Origin of the sequence: Rhabdaerophilum sp. (assembly GCF_046092605.1) — a bacterium.
GTDB lineage: Bacteria > Pseudomonadota > Alphaproteobacteria > Rhizobiales > Beijerinckiaceae > Rhabdaerophilum.
Genome location: NZ_JBJTDY010000098.1, coordinates 1 through 13,509, shown reverse-complemented (window position 1 = coordinate 13,509; position 13,509 = coordinate 1). Strand labels below are relative to the sequence as shown.

Here is a 13,509-nt window from a genome sequence, read left to right as displayed (position 1 = left end):
GCTTCCGGCGGGCACGGAGATGGTGATGCCGGGCGACAACATCTCGTTCGAGGTTGAACTGATCACGCCGATCGCGATGGAAGAGAAGCTGCGCTTCGCTATCCGCGAAGGAGGCCGAACCGTCGGCGCCGGCGTCGTTGCGAGCATTCAGGACTAACGGAAACCGGTCTGGCGCGCCGGCCTCTCTCCCCGATCCCCGGACGAGCATCGTCCGGAGGGGGATCGGGATCAAAGGGGGCGCGCCGTTCCATTGAGGGTAACCTCGACAAGTTTTTTAGCCGCAACAGCCGGGTCGCACCGGCCCGGTGGAAACGGAAAGCAAGGACGATCAAGCGATGAACGGACAGACCATCCGCATCCGCCTCAAGGCCTTCGACCATCGCGTGCTCGACACCTCGACGCGCGAGATCGTATCGACGGCGAAGCGCACCGGCGCGCAAATTCGCGGGCCAATCCCGCTGCCGACGCGGATCGAGAAGTTCACCGTGAACCGCTCGCCGCACGTCGACAAGAAGAGCCGCGAGCAGTTCGAAATCCGGACGCACAAGCGTGTCCTCGACATCGTCGATCCGACCCCGCAAACCGTGGACGCGCTGATGAAGCTCGATCTTGCTGCGGGTGTGGATGTCGAAATCCGCCTTTGAGGCGGGTTCGGAACGAAGAGTTCCGCCGGTCCGCCGGCGGGTGAGTTGGACCTCCTCTGGAAAAGGAAATGACGCCCATGAGGTCAGGGGTGATTGCACAGAAGATCGGGATGACCCGCGTCTTCAATGATAACGGGGATCATGTCCCCGTGACGGTCCTGCGGCTGGATGGCTGCCAGGTTGTGGCGCACCGCACGACGGAGCGCGACGGCTACGTGGCGCTTCAGCTCGGCGCCGGCAAGGCGAAGGCGAAGAATGTCTCGAAGGCCGAGCGCAGTCGCTTCGCTGTGGCCAAGGTCGAACCGCGCATGCGCCTCGCGGAGTTTCGCGTCGATGAAGACAAGCTGATCCCGGTGGGTGCCGAGATCACGGCGGATCATTTCGTTCCCGGCCAGTTCGTGGATGTCACGGGCACCACGACCGGCAAGGGTTTCGCTGGCGGCATGAAACGCTGGAATTTCGGCGGGCTTCGTGCCACCCACGGTGTTTCGGTCTCCCATCGCTCCATCGGTTCGACCGGTGGCCGCCAGGATCCGGGCCGCACCTTCAAGAACAAGAAGATGCCGGGCCATCTCGGTGTCGAGCGCGTTACCACGCTGAACCTCAAGGTCGTGCGCACGGATGCGATGCGCGGTCTGATCCTCGTCGAGGGTGCCGTTCCGGGCACCAAGGGCGGCTGGATCATGGTTCGCGATGCGGTCAAGAAGCCCGCTCCGAAGGAGGCGCCGCTTCCCGGCAAGTTCAAGCTCGGCTCTGAGGCCGCGGCGGAAACCACGGAAGGTTGAGAACGATGAAACTCGCCATCCAGACTCTGGCCGGCAAGGAAGCTGGCTCGGTGGAGGTCTCCGCCGAAGTGTTCGGCCTCGAGCCGCGCACGGATCTCATTGCGCGCATGGTGCGCTACCAGCTGGCCAAGCGCCAGCAGGGCACTCACCAGGCGCAGGAGCGGTCGACCATCAACCGCACCACGAAGAAGATGTATAAGCAGAAGGGTACCGGCGGTGCCCGCCACGGCTCGGCGAAGGCGCCGCAGTTCCGCGGCGGTGGTCGCGCCTTCGGCCCGATCTCGCGCTCTCACGCGCATGATCTGCCGAAAAAGGTGCGCGTTCTGGCGCTGAAGCATGTGCTTTCGGCCAAGGCGAAGGACGCGAACATCATCGTTCTCGACAAGGCGGAAATCGCCGAGCCGAAGACGAAGCTGCTGCTCGAGACACTGGCCAAGCTCGGCTGGAGCAACGCGCTGATCATTGGCGGCGAGACGCTGCAGGACAATTTCGTTCTCGCGGCCCGCAACATCCCGAACCTGGATGTGCTGCCGGTCCAGGGCATCAACGTCTATGACATCATCCGCCGCGAGAAGCTCGTGCTGACCACGGCGGCGCTTGACGCGATCAACGCGCGTCTGGCCGGCTGATCAGGGGAAAGCGATGAGCATCGATCCGAAGATGTATGACGTCATCCTTTCTCCGGTCATCACCGAGAAGGCGACGGCGTTGAGCGAGAAGAATAAGGTGGTGTTCAAGGTCGCCCGCGACGCCACGAAGCCGCAGATCAAGGCGGCGGTCGAGAAGCTGTTCGACGTGAAGGTGACAGCGGTGAACACCCTGGTCCGCAAGGGCAAGGAGAAGCGCTTCCGCGGCACCGTCGGCCGGCAGTCGGACGTGAAGAAAGCGATCGTGACTTTGGCTGAAGGCCAGAGCATCGACGTCACGACCGGGCTCTGAGGCGGGAGGGACAGATGGCACTGAAGAAGTACAATCCCGTCACTCCGGGCACCCGCCAGCTGACGCTGGTGGACCGTTCGGAACTCTACAAGGGCAAGCCGGTCAAGGCTCTCACCGAGGGCAAGACAGGTTCCGGCGGCCGCAACAATCTCGGTCGCGTCACCGTGCGCTTCCGGGGCGGTGGCCACAAGAAGGCCTACCGGCTGGTGGATTTCAACCGCCGGGGCAAGCTGGGCATGGCCGCGAAGGTCGAGCGCCTGGAATATGATCCGAACCGGACCGCCTTCATCGCGCTCATCCGCTATGCGGACGAGACCCTGAGCTACATCCTTGCGCCGCAGCGCCTCTCGGTCGGTGATGAGGTTCTGGCCAGCGAAACCGCGGATATCAAGCCGGGCAACGCGCTTCCGGTCTCGGCCATTCCGGTCGGCACCATCGTGCACAACATCGAGACCAAGATCGGCAAGGGCGGCCAGCTCGCGCGTTCCGCCGGCACCTATGCTCAGATCGTCGGTCGCGACCAGGGCTATGTCATCATTCGCCTGAATTCGGGTGAGCAGCGCCTCGTGAACGGCGCCTGCTTCGCCACGATCGGCGCGGTGTCGAACCCGGACCATATGAACATCTCGCTCGGCAAGGCCGGTCGCAATCGCTGGCTGGGTTTCCGCCCGCATAACCGCGGCGTGGCCATGAACCCGATCGACCACCCGCATGGTGGCGGTGAGGGTCGCACCTCCGGTGGTCGCCATCCGGTGACCCCGTGGGGCAAGCCGACCAAGGGCAAGAAGACGCGCGCCAACAAGCGCACGGATCGCTTCATCGTGTCCTCGCGGCACGATCGCAAGAAGTAAGGAGAGGCCTGATGCCGCGTTCCGTTTGGAAAGGTCCGTTTGTCGACGGATACCTTCTGAAGAAGGCAGAGGCCTCGCGGGCCTCGAGCCGCAACGACGTGATCAAGATCTGGAGCCGCCGCTCCACGATCCTTCCGCAATTCGTGGGCTTGACCTTCGGGGTCTATAATGGCCAGAAGCACGTTCCCGTGCTGGTGACCGAAGAGATGGTGGGCATGAAATTCGGCGAGTTCTCGCCGACGCGGACCTTCTATGGTCACGCGGCCGACAAGAAGGCGAAGAGGAAGTAAGATGGGCCAGGTAGCCAATATCCGGCGCGAGGCCGATACCGAGGCCAAGGCGGTGGCGCGCAACCTGCGTGTTTCCCCGCGCAAGCTGAACCTCGTCGCTCAGCTCATTCGTGGAAAGAAGGTCTCGACCGCTCTTGCCGATCTCGAGTTTTCGCGCAAGCGCATCGCGCAGGACGTGAAGAAGTGCCTCGAGAGCGCGATCGCGAATGCCGAGAACAACCACGATCTCGACATCGACGACCTGGTGGTGCGCCAGGCCTATGTCGGCAAGTCGATCGTCATGAAGCGCATCCAGTTCCACGGCCGTGGCCGCACGGGCCGGGTGACCAAGCCGTTCGCGAACATCACGATCATCGTGAGCCAGAAGCAGGACCAGGAGTAAGCCATGGGACAGAAGGTCAATCCGATCGGTCTGCGGCTCGGCATCAACCGGACCTGGGACAGCCGCTGGTACGCCAATTCGGCGGATTATTCCGGCATGCTGCATGAGGATTTCAAGATCCGCGAGCAGCTCATGAAGGATCTCAAGCAGGCCGCGGTCTCGAAGATCATCGTCGAGCGTCCGCACAAGAAGGCCCGCGTCACCATCTACTCGGCTCGTCCGGGCGTGGTGATCGGCAAGAAGGGTGCGGATATCGACAAGCTGCGCAAGCAGGTTGCGGCGATGACCAAGAGCGAAGTGGCGCTCAACATCGTCGAAGTCCGCAAGCCGGAACTCGACGCCACGCTGGTCGCGGATTCGATTTCGCAGCAGCTCGAGCGCCGTGTGGCCTTCCGCCGCGCCATGAAGCGCGCGGTGCAGTCGGCGATGCGCCTGGGCGCCGAAGGCATCAAGATCACCTGCTCGGGCCGTCTCGGTGGTGCGGAAATCGCGCGCGTCGAGTGGTATCGCGAGGGTCGTGTGCCGCTGCATACGCTGCGCGCGGATATCGATTACGGCATCTCCACGGCGCATACGGCCTATGGCACGTGCGGTGTGAAGGTGTGGATCTTCAAGGGCGAGATACTCGAGCATGATCCGATGGCGCAGGACAAGCGCGCCGGGGACGATCAGCGCTCGCAGGGCCGCCGCTCGCCGGAAGCGGCGTGAGGGCCAGGTCATGCTTCAACCGAAAAAGACCAAATTCCGCAAGGCCTTCAAGGGCCGCATCAAGGGCGCTTCCAAGGGCGGGTTTGAACTTGCCTTTGGTGAGTTCGGCCTCAAGGCGATGGAGCCGGAGCGGATCACCGCCCGCCAGATCGAGGCGGCCCGCCGCGCCATGACGCGCCACATGAAGCGCGCCGGTCGCGTGTGGATCCGGGTTTTCCCTGATCTGCCGGTTTCGTCCAAGCCTGCCGAAGTCCGCATGGGCTCCGGCAAGGGCGCGCCCGAGTTCTGGGCTGCGCGCGTGGCGCCCGGCCGCATCATGTTCGAGATCGGCGGCGTGGACGCCGGACTTGCGCGTGAGGCGCTCGACCTTGCCGCCGCGAAGCTTCCCGTTCGCACGCGGTTCGTGCAGCGCATTGTCGAGTGAGGGTGGTGGCGATGAAAACGTCCCAGCGCGTCTCCGATCTCCGCGTCATGTCCGCGGATCAGCTTCAGGACGAGATCCTGCGGCTGAAGAAGGAGCAGTTCAACCTGCGCTTCCAGCGCGCGACCGGCCAGCTCGAGAATGTTGGTCGTGTCCGCGAGGTTCGGCGTGATATCGCGCGGATCAAGACGATCCAGCGCAGCAAGCTGATCGCTGCGGCGAAGGGCTGAGGAGAGAAAGATGCCGAAGCGCATTCTGCAGGGCGTCGTTGTCAGCGATGTCCAGAACAAGACGGTGGTGGTGAAGGTGGAGCGTCGCTTCACCCATCCGCTCTTCAAGAAGACCGTCCGCCGCTCGAAGAACTACCACGCGCATGACGAGGCGAATGCCTGCAAGGTTGGCGACGAGGTTTTCATCCAGGAGGCGGCCCCGATTTCCAAGTTGAAGCGCTGGGTGGTGCTCGGCAAGGAGAAGGCCTCCTGAACAAGCCCTGAGGGGCGAGGGCAGGGCCCTCAGGCGTAGTCCGGGGAAACCCGGAAACCGATCTGAATGAAAGGAAGGATCATCCCATGATCCAGATGCAAACCAATCTCGACGTTGCCGATAATTCCGGCGCGCGCCGCGTCATGTGCATCAAGGTGCTCGGCGGTTCCAAGCGCAAATATGCCGGCGTGGGCGACATCATTGTCGTCTCCGTGAAGGAGGCGATTCCCAAGGGCCGCGTGAAGAAGGGCGACGTCATGAAGGCGATCGTCGTTCGCACCGCCAAGGACATCCGCCGGGCGGATGGTTCCGTGATCCGTTTCGACCGCAACGCGGCCGTGCTGGTCAACAAGGACAAGGAGCCGATTGGCACTCGCATCTTCGGGCCGGTGCCGCGCGAGCTGCGAGCCCGGAACCACATGAAGATCATCTCGCTCGCCCCTGAGGTGCTGTGATGGCTGCGAAGATCAAGAAGGGCGACAAGGTCGTCGTCATCACCGGCCGTGACAAGGGCAAGTCGGGCGAAGTGCTCGAAGTGCGTCCGACCGAAGGCCGTGCGGTTGTGCGCGGCGTCGCCCTGGTGAAGTGCCATCAGCGCCAGACCCAGAACCAGCAGGGCGGCATCATCACCAGGGAAGCGGCGGTGAACCTGTCGAACCTGGCAGTGGCCGATCCGAAGGACGGCAAGCCGACCCGTGTCGGCTTCAAGGTGCTCGAGGACGGCCGCAAGGTCCGCGTCGCGAAGCGCTCCGGGGAGCAGATCGATGCTTGATACGGCAAAATACGAACCGCGCCTCAAGGCGCATTATCGTGACGTCATCGTGGCCAGCATGCGTGAGCAGTTCGGCTACAAGAACGCGATGGAAGTTCCCAGGATCACCAAGATCGTCCTGAACATGGGCGTGGGTGAATCGACGGCTGATTCCAAGAAGGCGAGCGTGGCTGCGGCCGATCTCGCCCTCATCGCCGGCCAGAAGCCGGTCGTGACCCGTGCCCGCAAGGCGATCGCGCAGTTCAAGGTGCGCGAGAACATGCCGATCGGCGCGAAGGTGACGCTGCGCGCGAACACGATGTACGAGTTTCTCGATCGACTGATTACGGTCGCGCTGCCGCGCGTCCGCGACTTCCGCGGCCTGAACGCCAAGTCGTTCGACGGTCGTGGCAACTACGCCATGGGCATCAAGGAGCACATTGTTTTCCCGGAGATCAACTACGACAAGGTTGATCAGATCTGGGGCATGGACGTGATCGTCTGCACCACGGCGAAGACCGATGAGGAGGCTCGCGCGCTCCTCAAGTTGTTCAACTTCCCTTTCCGGCAGTAAGCCCGGGAACAAAGCCAGGAAAAGTGTTCGCGGTTTTCCGGCCGGCTTTGTGACCCTCAACTTAAACGCGGAGACCAGGAGCCCAAGACATGGCCAAAAAGGGCATGATCGAAAAGAATAAGCGTCGTCAGAAGCTTGCCAGGCAGCATGCCGGCAAGCGTGCGGCGCTCAAGGCCGTCGTGATGAACAAGGATCTGTCGATTGAGGAGCGCTTTGCCGCGACCCTCAAGCTTGCGCAGATGCCGCGTAACTCGGCCGAGAACCGCTTCCGCCTCCGCTGTGAGGTTTCGGGCCGTTCGCGTGCCAATTATCGCAAGTTCAAGGTCAGCCGTATCGCGCTTCGCGAACTCGGCAACCGGGGCCTCATCCCCGGCCTCGTGAAGTCGAGCTGGTAAGGAGGGACGATCATGATGATGAACGATCCCATCGGCGATCTGATCGCCCGCATCCGCAACGCGCAGATGCGCCGCAAGACCCGCGTTTCGACGCCGGGCTCGAAGCTGCGGGCCCGCTTGCTCGACGTGCTGAAGAGCGAAGGCTATATCCGTGGCTATTCGGAAACGAAATTCGAGAATGGCCGTGTCGAGTTCGACATCGAGCTGAAGTATTTTGAAGGTCAGCCTGCGATCCGCGAGATCAAGCGCGTTTCGAAGCCTGGCCGCCGCGTCTATTCCTCCGTCGGCTCCATGCCGCGCGTGGCGAATGGCCTCGGCATCACGATCATTTCGACCCCCTCGGGCGTGATGGCGGACCATGAGGCCCGTGATCGCAATGTTGGTGGCGAAGTACTCTGCACGGTCTTCTGAGGACGGAGGAAGGTATCATGTCGAAAGTCGGCAAGAAGCCTGTTGACGTCCCGTCGGGGGTCACCCCGCGCGTCGAGGGCCAGAAGGTCAGCGTCAAGGGTCCGAAGGGCGAGTTGTCGTTCCTCGTTCCCGATGATGTGGCCGTTACACTCGAGGGCAATCAGATCTCGGTGAACCCGCGCACGGAAACCCGCAAGGCCCGTGCGATGTGGGGCACCAGCCGCGCGAGCATCAACAACATCGTGACAGGTGTATCGAAGGGCTTCGAGAAGAAACTCGAGATCAACGGCGTCGGCTACAAGGCCGCCGCTGCAGGCAAGGCCCTGAACCTCTCGCTCGGTTACAGCCACGAAGTGATCTATTCGGTGCCGGCTGGCATCACGGTCGTTACCCCGAAGCCGACGGAAATCGTCATTTCGGGCATCGATCGCCAGCAGGTCGGCCAGGTCGCCGCTGAGATCCGGGCCTATCGCGGCCCCGAACCCTACAAGGGCAAGGGCGTGAAGTACGAGGGCGAGTTCATCTTCCGCAAGGAAGGCAAGAAGAAGTAAGGCGAGGGCAGTCTCATGGCACAACTTTCCCCGATTGAACGGCGCAAGGCGCGCGTTCGCCGGCAGGTGCGTGCGGCGGCCAATGGTCGCCCGCGCCTTTCTGTCTTCCGCTCGTCCAAGCAGATCTATGCGCAGGTCATCGATGACGCGAAGGGCGTGACGATCGTCTCGGCCTCGACGGTCGAGAAGGACCTTCGCGGCTCGCTGAAAACCGGCGCGGACATGGAAGCCGCGAAGGCGATCGGCAAGCTTGTCGCCGAGCGCGCCAGGAAGGCCGGCGTCACCCAGGTCGTGTTCGACCGCGGCTCGTATCTCTACCACGGCCGCGTGAAGGCTCTGGCCGAGGGCGCCCGCGAGGGCGGACTTGATTTCTGAGCCGTAACAGGCTTTAGCACAGCGATCGGGACGGGCGGAGCAATCCGTCCGTGCGGCAACTGTGCCGCGAAAAAGTGGAATCCGGTTCCTCTGGGAAGCGGCATCGGAATATCGGAAGACACGATCGATCCGTGTTTCATACCGAACGCGGTATGGTCGTGCGGGTGATCCCTTGGGCTTCACCCCCAAGCGAGCGGAAGGCAACAGACTTTCCGCGCAAGTGAGGAAGAAGAGAAATGGCAGCAGAACGTGAAGGCGGCGGTGGCCGGTCCCGCGAGGGCGGTCGTCGACGCGAGCGCGAAGGCGAGCGCGAGGAGCGCGACAACGAGTTCGTTGATCGCCTCGTTCATATCAACCGCGTCGCGAAGACCGTGAAGGGTGGCCGCCGCATGGCGTTTGCCGCGCTGGTGGTCGTCGGCGACCAGAAGGGCCGGGTCGGTTTCGGCCATGGCAAGGCGCGTGAAGTGCCGGAGGCGATCCGCAAGGCGACCGAGAGCGCCAAGCGTGGCCTGCTCCGCGTTTCACTGCGCGACGGCCGCACTTTGCACCACGATGTGCGCGGCCACCATGGTTCGGGCAAGGTTCTGCTGCGTTCGGCGCCTCCGGGCACCGGCATCATCGCGGGCGGACCGATGCGCGCGATCCTCGAATGCCTCGGCATGAGCGACGTTGTTGCGAAGTCGCTGGGTTCGTCGAACCCCTACAACATGGTTCGCGCCACCTTTGATGCCCTGAAGTCCGAGGACAGCCCGCGCTCGGTCGCGGCCCGTCGTGGCCTGAAGGTCTCGGTGCTGCAGGCTCGTCGCCAGATCGACGGCGCCGAGGCGGCCCAGGCGTAAGGGAGGGCATCATGGCGAAAGCTCACAAGACCATCACGGTTGAGCAATATGGCAGCCCCGCGCGTCGCCCCGGCGACCAGCGTGCGACGCTGATCGGCCTGAAGCTCAACAAGATCGGCCGCCGCTCGACTCTTCCCGACAACCCCTCCACCAGGGGCATGGTCGCGAAGGTCGCGCATCTCGTGCGCATCATCGAGCAGTAAGGAGGGGGCGATGAAACTCAACGACCTCCGTGACAATCCCGGCGCAACCAAGGACCGCATGCGAGTGGGCCGCGGGATCGGCTCCGGCAAGGGCAAGACCGGCGGACGCGGCGTGAAGGGCCAGAAGGCCCGCACCGGCGTGGCTGTGAAGGGCTTCGAAGGCGGCCAGATGCCGCTGCATCGTCGCCTGCCGAAGCGCGGCTTCAACAACCACGGCGCGCTCGACCTCAACGAGGTGAATATCGGCCGCATCCAGCAGGCCGTGGATGCCGCGAAGCTGGACCCCAAGGCCGTCGTGACCATCGACGCGCTCGTGGCGGCAGGCATCTGCTCGCGCGCGCGGGACGGCGTGAAGATCCTCGGCGTGGGCGAACTCAAGGCGAAGCTTGCCTTCGAGGTGTTCCGTGCCTCCAGGAGCGCGGTTGCCGCGATCGAGAAGGCCGGCGGCTCGGTGAAGCTGCTTGCCCCGGTCGAGGAAGCCTCGGCCTGACAAAATGCGGACGGCGCCGGTGGCAAAATACCGGCGCCGTTCCTATCTCGACCATCACGACAGGGGTGCCCCCCGTCTTTCCGTGGCGCTTCGGCCCGGGAGACGTGCCGACGGCACGGGCAGGGGCGGCGCCGCAGGTTTCGGCATCGGCATCCCTTGGCCCTGATGGCCCATGGATCACCGGTTCCGGCGAGGGACAGGGCAGGGCCACATGGCATCGGCGGCAGAACAGCTGGCAGCAAACTTGAATTTCGGCGCTCTCGCGAAGGCGGAAGAGCTGAAGAAGCGCATCTGGTTCACGCTCGGCGCGCTGCTGGTCTATCGTCTCGGCACCTATATCCCGCTGCCGGGCATCAATCCGGAATCGCTGGCTGACATCTTCAAGCAGCAGCAGGCGGGCGTTCTCGGCCTCTTCAACATGTTCTCAGGCGGCGCGGTGGGCCGTCTCGCGATCTTCGCGCTGAACATCATGCCGTATATCTCGGCCTCGATCATCATCCAGCTGATGACCACCGTGTCGCCGACGCTGGAGGCGCTGAAGAAGGAAGGCGAGGCCGGCCGCCGCCAGCTGAACCAGTATACGCGCTACCTGACGCTCGTTCTGGCTCTCTTTCAGGCCTGGGGCATCGCCGTGGGCCTGCAGAGCTCTGGCGGCGTGGTGCTCAATCCCGGCCCGTTCTTCATCCTTTCGACCGTCATCACGCTGACGGGCGGCACGCTGTTCCTGATGTGGCTCGGCGAGCAGATCACCAGCCGCGGCATCGGCAATGGCACCTCGCTGATCATCTTCGCGGGTATCGTGGCGGAACTTCCCTCCGCCATTGCCGGCACGCTGGAACTCGGCCGCCAGGGCGCGCTCTCGACCGGAATCATCCTCGGCGTGATCGTGATGGTCGTGGCCGTGATCTTCGGCATCGTGTTCTTCGAGCGCGCCCAGCGCCGTCTCTTGATCAACTATCCCAAGCGGCAGATGGGCAATCGCGTTTTCGAGGGGCAGACCTCGTTCCTGCCGCTGAAACTGAACACTGCGGGCGTCATTCCGCCGATCTTCGCCTCCTCGCTCCTGCTCATGCCGACGACCATCGCGAGCTTCGCGCAAGCCGGTGGCCCGGAATGGCTGCAGACCATGAACACCTATCTGGGCCATGGCCGGCCGCTTTACATGGTGCTCTACGCGGCGCTGATCATCTTCTTTGCCTTCTTCTACACGGCCATCGTGTTCAACCCGACCGAGACGGCCGACAACCTCAAGAAGCATGGCGGGTTCATCCCGGGCATCCGTCCGGGCGAGAAAACCGCGAGCTACATCGACAATGTCCTCTCCCGCATCACCGTGATCGGCGCGATCTACTTGACGGTGGTATGCCTCTTGCCCGAATTTCTCATTTCGGCTGCCGCGCTTCCGTTCTATTTTGGAGGCACCTCCATTCTCATCGTTGTTTCGGTGACCATGGACACGGTGGCGCAGGTGCACGGCTACTTGCTGGCGCACCAGTATGAGGGCCTCGTGAAGAAGGCCAAGTTGCGGGGAGCGAAACGCTGATGAGACTGGTTCTGCTGGGACCTCCCGGCGCGGGGAAGGGCACACAGGCGACACGGCTGGTCGAGAAGCACGGCATCGTCCAGCTCTCCACCGGCGACATGCTGCGCGCCGCCGTGGCGGCGGGAACGCCGATCGGCCTTCAGGCCAGGGCGGTGATGGAATCCGGCGGGCTTGTGTCGGATGAAATCGTGATCGGGATCATCCGTGACCGCATCCAGGAGCCCGATGCGAAGAAGGGCTTCATTCTTGATGGTTTCCCGCGCACGGTCGCGCAGGCGGAGGCGCTCGAGGCGCTGCTCGCCCAGGAAGGCCTGAAGCTCAAGGCCGTCATCGAGCTCAAGGTCGACCAGGCCCGGCTCGTGGATCGCATCGTGAAGCGCGCGGCGGACGCGCTGGCGGCCGGCCAGCCGGTGCGCAAGGATGACGACCCCGAGGTCTTCAAGACCCGCCTCGCGGCCTATAATCGCGATACCGCGGCCGTGACGCCGTTCTATGGCGCACGCGGCCAGCTCACCGCGATCGACGGCATGCAGCCCATCGATGCGGTGACGAAGGCGATCGACAAGGTTCTCGCGGGCTGAGGGGAAAGCGGGGCGAGGCTTTGCGGTCTGCCCGGTTTTCTGACGATTTCGGACTTGACGCGGCGGGCTTCTCTGTCTATCGCCAAGTCCTTGCCGACGAAGCATTCTCGCGCGGGGTTGCCTCGCGCGTTTTGCTTTTGGAAAAAACCATGGGCCAGAAGGAACTTCCCGTTCCGCTCAGGCCTTTCGTCGGAAGCCAGGAATTTTCGGGTGGTGCGTCGGCTTGGGTGCATTGCCGTGGAACAAGCGGGAGCGGGTCGCCGTATCCCGAGCGGTTGAGGAGAAGAGCGGTGGCTCGTATTGCCGGCGTCAACATTCCGACGAACAAGCGCGTCATGATCGCGCTGCGTTACATTCACGGTATCGGCCCGGTGAATGCCGTTGAAATCTGCCAGAAGGTCGGCATTCCGGCCGAGCGTCGCGTTAACCAGCTGACGGACGCCGAAGTGCTTCAGATTCGCGAGACCATCGACCGCGATTACATCGTGGAAGGCGACCTGCGTCGCGAGACCGCGATGAACATCAAGCGCCTGATGGATCTTGGCTGCTATCGTGGCCTGCGCCATCGTCGTGGCCTGCCGGTTCACGGCCAGCGCACGAGCACGAACGCCCGCACCCGCAAGGGCAAGTCGAAGCCGATTGCCGGCAAGAAGAAGTAAGCTTTTTCCGGCCGTGGCGCGGTTTCCGCGCTGGCCGATGACAGGACGAAGGCGCTGAAAGCATGGCCAAGGAAGCAACCCGGGTTCGCCGCCGCGAACGCAAGAACATCGTGTCGGGCATCGTTCATGTGAACGCGTCCTTCAACAACACGATGATCACCATCACCGATGCGCAGGGCAACACCATTGCCTGGTCGACCTCGGGCACGATGGGCTTCAAGGGTTCCAAGAAATCCACCCCCTATGCGGCCCAGGTCGCGGCGGAAGACGCCGCCCGCAAGGCCTCCGAGCACGGCATGCGCACCGTCGAGGTGGAAGTGTCGGGGCCGGGTTCGGGTCGTGAATCGGCGCTTCGCGCGCTGCAGGCGGCCGGCTTCAATGTCACCTCGATCCGCGACGTGACCCCGATCCCGCATAACGGCTGCCGCCCGCGCAAGCGCCGCCGCGTCTGATTTCGTTCCGCGTGACTGCTCCGCCCGCGCTTTCCGGCGCGGGCCGTTCCGTATCCGTCGAGAGGTTTGCACGTGATCCAGAAGAATTGGCAGGAACTGATCAAGCCGAAGAAGCTCGAGGTCACCCCGGGCGACGATGCCGGCCGCGTGGCGACCGTCGTGGCCGAGCCGCTCGAGCGCGG

At 63.6% G+C, this 13,509-nt stretch carries 25 protein-coding genes and 2 pseudogenes; all 27 read left to right on the top strand.

Going from position 1 to position 13,509, the window contains the following annotated elements:
• A pseudogene (gene tuf, locus ACKODO_RS07885) lies at window positions 1–157 on the top strand (elongation factor Tu); the annotation flags it as partial.
• Between the two features lie 178 nt (window positions 158–335).
• Complete coding sequence (gene rpsJ / locus ACKODO_RS07880) at window positions 336–644, top strand: 30S ribosomal protein S10 (protein WP_408982894.1); 309 nt, start codon at window positions 336–338, stop codon at window positions 642–644.
• A gap of 77 nt (window positions 645–721) precedes the next feature.
• Window positions 722–1,429, top strand: coding sequence for a 50S ribosomal protein L3 (rplC, locus tag ACKODO_RS07875; RefSeq protein ID WP_408982893.1), 708 nt, complete (start codon window positions 722–724; stop codon window positions 1,427–1,429).
• Between the two features lie 5 nt (window positions 1,430–1,434).
• A complete protein-coding gene (rplD, locus tag ACKODO_RS07870) occupies window positions 1,435–2,058 on the top strand; it encodes a 50S ribosomal protein L4 (RefSeq protein WP_408982892.1) in 624 nt (207 codons plus the stop codon).
• A gap of 13 nt (window positions 2,059–2,071) precedes the next feature.
• The gene (locus ACKODO_RS07865; RefSeq protein ID WP_408982891.1) at window positions 2,072–2,368 is read left to right on the top strand and encodes a 50S ribosomal protein L23; all 297 of its coding nucleotides are present in this window, start codon (window positions 2,072–2,074) and stop codon (window positions 2,366–2,368) included.
• Between the two features lie 14 nt (window positions 2,369–2,382).
• On the top strand, window positions 2,383–3,219 hold the full coding sequence (gene rplB, locus ACKODO_RS07860) for a 50S ribosomal protein L2 (protein WP_408982890.1): 837 nt from the start codon (window positions 2,383–2,385) through the stop codon (window positions 3,217–3,219).
• An 11-nt stretch (window positions 3,220–3,230) separates the two neighbouring features.
• A complete protein-coding gene (gene rpsS, locus ACKODO_RS07855; RefSeq protein ID WP_408982889.1) occupies window positions 3,231–3,509 on the top strand; it encodes a 30S ribosomal protein S19 in 279 nt (92 codons plus the stop codon).
• A 1-nt stretch (window position 3,510) separates the two neighbouring features.
• The gene (gene rplV, locus ACKODO_RS07850) at window positions 3,511–3,891 is read left to right on the top strand and encodes a 50S ribosomal protein L22 (RefSeq protein WP_408982888.1); all 381 of its coding nucleotides are present in this window, start codon (window positions 3,511–3,513) and stop codon (window positions 3,889–3,891) included.
• Between the two features lie 3 nt (window positions 3,892–3,894).
• Window positions 3,895–4,599 (top strand): 30S ribosomal protein S3, encoded by a 705-nt coding sequence (gene rpsC / locus ACKODO_RS07845; RefSeq protein WP_408982887.1) that lies wholly within the window; start codon window positions 3,895–3,897, stop codon window positions 4,597–4,599.
• Between the two features lie 10 nt (window positions 4,600–4,609).
• Window positions 4,610–5,023 (top strand): 50S ribosomal protein L16, encoded by a 414-nt coding sequence (rplP, locus tag ACKODO_RS07840; protein ID WP_408982886.1) that lies wholly within the window; start codon window positions 4,610–4,612, stop codon window positions 5,021–5,023.
• A gap of 11 nt (window positions 5,024–5,034) precedes the next feature.
• Window positions 5,035–5,250, top strand: coding sequence for a 50S ribosomal protein L29 (gene rpmC, locus ACKODO_RS07835; RefSeq protein WP_408982885.1), 216 nt, complete (start codon window positions 5,035–5,037; stop codon window positions 5,248–5,250).
• 10 nt (window positions 5,251–5,260) lie between these two features.
• Window positions 5,261–5,503: a 30S ribosomal protein S17 gene (gene rpsQ / locus ACKODO_RS07830; protein WP_408982884.1), complete on the top strand. Its 243-nt coding sequence runs from the start codon at window positions 5,261–5,263 to the stop codon at window positions 5,501–5,503.
• Between the two features lie 86 nt (window positions 5,504–5,589).
• Window positions 5,590–5,958: a 50S ribosomal protein L14 gene (rplN, locus tag ACKODO_RS07825; RefSeq protein ID WP_408982883.1), complete on the top strand. Its 369-nt coding sequence runs from the start codon at window positions 5,590–5,592 to the stop codon at window positions 5,956–5,958.
• On the top strand, window positions 5,958–6,275 hold the full coding sequence (rplX, locus tag ACKODO_RS07820) for a 50S ribosomal protein L24 (RefSeq protein ID WP_408982882.1): 318 nt from the start codon (window positions 5,958–5,960) through the stop codon (window positions 6,273–6,275). Before rplN ends, rplX begins: the two co-directional genes overlap by 1 nt.
• Window positions 6,268–6,828 carry a 50S ribosomal protein L5 gene (gene rplE, locus ACKODO_RS07815; protein ID WP_408982881.1) on the top strand — a complete coding sequence of 187 codons (561 nt, stop codon included), beginning with the start codon at window positions 6,268–6,270 and terminating at the stop codon, window positions 6,826–6,828. Before rplX ends, rplE begins: the two co-directional genes overlap by 8 nt.
• Window positions 6,829–6,917: 89 nt before the next feature.
• Window positions 6,918–7,223 carry a 30S ribosomal protein S14 gene (gene rpsN, locus ACKODO_RS07810; RefSeq protein WP_408982880.1) on the top strand — a complete coding sequence of 102 codons (306 nt, stop codon included), beginning with the start codon at window positions 6,918–6,920 and terminating at the stop codon, window positions 7,221–7,223.
• 12 nt (window positions 7,224–7,235) lie between these two features.
• Window positions 7,236–7,634 carry a 30S ribosomal protein S8 gene (gene rpsH, locus ACKODO_RS07805; RefSeq protein ID WP_408982879.1) on the top strand — a complete coding sequence of 133 codons (399 nt, stop codon included), beginning with the start codon at window positions 7,236–7,238 and terminating at the stop codon, window positions 7,632–7,634.
• A gap of 17 nt (window positions 7,635–7,651) precedes the next feature.
• Entirely contained in the window at window positions 7,652–8,185 is a 534-nt protein-coding gene (gene rplF, locus ACKODO_RS07800; protein ID WP_408982878.1) for a 50S ribosomal protein L6, read from the top strand.
• Window positions 8,186–8,200: 15 nt separating this feature from the next.
• Entirely contained in the window at window positions 8,201–8,560 is a 360-nt protein-coding gene (gene rplR / locus ACKODO_RS07795) for a 50S ribosomal protein L18 (RefSeq protein ID WP_408982877.1), read from the top strand.
• A 236-nt stretch (window positions 8,561–8,796) separates the two neighbouring features.
• On the top strand, window positions 8,797–9,399 hold the full coding sequence (gene rpsE / locus ACKODO_RS07790; RefSeq protein WP_408982876.1) for a 30S ribosomal protein S5: 603 nt from the start codon (window positions 8,797–8,799) through the stop codon (window positions 9,397–9,399).
• Between the two features lie 11 nt (window positions 9,400–9,410).
• Window positions 9,411–9,602 carry a 50S ribosomal protein L30 gene (gene rpmD / locus ACKODO_RS07785; RefSeq protein WP_408982875.1) on the top strand — a complete coding sequence of 64 codons (192 nt, stop codon included), beginning with the start codon at window positions 9,411–9,413 and terminating at the stop codon, window positions 9,600–9,602.
• Window positions 9,603–9,612: 10 nt separating this feature from the next.
• Window positions 9,613–10,092 carry a 50S ribosomal protein L15 gene (gene rplO / locus ACKODO_RS07780; RefSeq protein WP_408982874.1) on the top strand — a complete coding sequence of 160 codons (480 nt, stop codon included), beginning with the start codon at window positions 9,613–9,615 and terminating at the stop codon, window positions 10,090–10,092.
• Between the two features lie 211 nt (window positions 10,093–10,303).
• Window positions 10,304–11,635, top strand: a complete 1,332-nt coding sequence (gene secY / locus ACKODO_RS07775) for a preprotein translocase subunit SecY (protein WP_408982873.1) — start codon at window positions 10,304–10,306, stop codon at window positions 11,633–11,635.
• The gene (locus ACKODO_RS07770) at window positions 11,635–12,216 is read left to right on the top strand and encodes an adenylate kinase (protein WP_408982872.1); all 582 of its coding nucleotides are present in this window, start codon (window positions 11,635–11,637) and stop codon (window positions 12,214–12,216) included. The genes secY and ACKODO_RS07770 overlap by 1 nt, the downstream gene beginning before the upstream one ends.
• A 290-nt stretch (window positions 12,217–12,506) precedes the next feature.
• Window positions 12,507–12,875 (top strand): 30S ribosomal protein S13, encoded by a 369-nt coding sequence (gene rpsM / locus ACKODO_RS07765; RefSeq protein ID WP_408982871.1) that lies wholly within the window; start codon window positions 12,507–12,509, stop codon window positions 12,873–12,875.
• A 62-nt stretch (window positions 12,876–12,937) separates the two neighbouring features.
• Window positions 12,938–13,327, top strand: coding sequence for a 30S ribosomal protein S11 (rpsK, locus tag ACKODO_RS07760; protein WP_408982870.1), 390 nt, complete (start codon window positions 12,938–12,940; stop codon window positions 13,325–13,327).
• A gap of 66 nt (window positions 13,328–13,393) precedes the next feature.
• Window positions 13,394–13,509 (top strand): annotated as a pseudogene (locus tag ACKODO_RS07755) (DNA-directed RNA polymerase subunit alpha); the annotation flags it as partial.

Excerpts from the sequence above, each read along its gene's own strand:
- rplP (WP_408982886.1), top strand. The coding sequence starts at position 4,610 with ATGCTTCAACCGAAAAAGACCAAATTCCGCAAGGCCTTCAAGGGCCGC.
- rplF (WP_408982878.1), top strand. The coding sequence starts at position 7,652 with ATGTCGAAAGTCGGCAAGAAGCCTGTTGACGTCCCGTCGGGGGTCACC.
- rplC (WP_408982893.1), top strand. The coding sequence starts at position 722 with ATGAGGTCAGGGGTGATTGCACAGAAGATCGGGATGACCCGCGTCTTC.
- rplB (WP_408982890.1), top strand. The coding sequence starts at position 2,383 with ATGGCACTGAAGAAGTACAATCCCGTCACTCCGGGCACCCGCCAGCTG.
- rpmD (WP_408982875.1), top strand. The coding sequence starts at position 9,411 with ATGGCGAAAGCTCACAAGACCATCACGGTTGAGCAATATGGCAGCCCC.
- secY (WP_408982873.1), top strand. The coding sequence starts at position 10,304 with ATGGCATCGGCGGCAGAACAGCTGGCAGCAAACTTGAATTTCGGCGCT.
- rpsC (WP_408982887.1), top strand. The coding sequence starts at position 3,895 with ATGGGACAGAAGGTCAATCCGATCGGTCTGCGGCTCGGCATCAACCGG.
- rplX (WP_408982882.1), top strand. The coding sequence starts at position 5,958 with ATGGCTGCGAAGATCAAGAAGGGCGACAAGGTCGTCGTCATCACCGGC.
- rpsK (WP_408982870.1), top strand. The coding sequence starts at position 12,938 with ATGGCCAAGGAAGCAACCCGGGTTCGCCGCCGCGAACGCAAGAACATC.
- rplV (WP_408982888.1), top strand. The coding sequence starts at position 3,511 with ATGGGCCAGGTAGCCAATATCCGGCGCGAGGCCGATACCGAGGCCAAG.
- rpmC (WP_408982885.1), top strand. The coding sequence starts at position 5,035 with ATGAAAACGTCCCAGCGCGTCTCCGATCTCCGCGTCATGTCCGCGGAT.
- rplN (WP_408982883.1), top strand. The coding sequence starts at position 5,590 with ATGATCCAGATGCAAACCAATCTCGACGTTGCCGATAATTCCGGCGCG.
- rpsN (WP_408982880.1), top strand. The coding sequence starts at position 6,918 with ATGGCCAAAAAGGGCATGATCGAAAAGAATAAGCGTCGTCAGAAGCTT.
- rpsJ (WP_408982894.1), top strand. The coding sequence starts at position 336 with ATGAACGGACAGACCATCCGCATCCGCCTCAAGGCCTTCGACCATCGC.
- rplO (WP_408982874.1), top strand. The coding sequence starts at position 9,613 with ATGAAACTCAACGACCTCCGTGACAATCCCGGCGCAACCAAGGACCGC.
- ACKODO_RS07865 (WP_408982891.1), top strand. The coding sequence starts at position 2,072 with ATGAGCATCGATCCGAAGATGTATGACGTCATCCTTTCTCCGGTCATC.
- rpsE (WP_408982876.1), top strand. The coding sequence starts at position 8,797 with ATGGCAGCAGAACGTGAAGGCGGCGGTGGCCGGTCCCGCGAGGGCGGT.
- rplE (WP_408982881.1), top strand. The coding sequence starts at position 6,268 with ATGCTTGATACGGCAAAATACGAACCGCGCCTCAAGGCGCATTATCGT.
- rpsH (WP_408982879.1), top strand. The coding sequence starts at position 7,236 with ATGATGATGAACGATCCCATCGGCGATCTGATCGCCCGCATCCGCAAC.
- rpsS (WP_408982889.1), top strand. The coding sequence starts at position 3,231 with ATGCCGCGTTCCGTTTGGAAAGGTCCGTTTGTCGACGGATACCTTCTG.
- ACKODO_RS07770 (WP_408982872.1), top strand. The coding sequence starts at position 11,635 with ATGAGACTGGTTCTGCTGGGACCTCCCGGCGCGGGGAAGGGCACACAG.
- rplD (WP_408982892.1), top strand. The coding sequence starts at position 1,435 with ATGAAACTCGCCATCCAGACTCTGGCCGGCAAGGAAGCTGGCTCGGTG.
- rplR (WP_408982877.1), top strand. The coding sequence starts at position 8,201 with ATGGCACAACTTTCCCCGATTGAACGGCGCAAGGCGCGCGTTCGCCGG.
- rpsQ (WP_408982884.1), top strand. The coding sequence starts at position 5,261 with ATGCCGAAGCGCATTCTGCAGGGCGTCGTTGTCAGCGATGTCCAGAAC.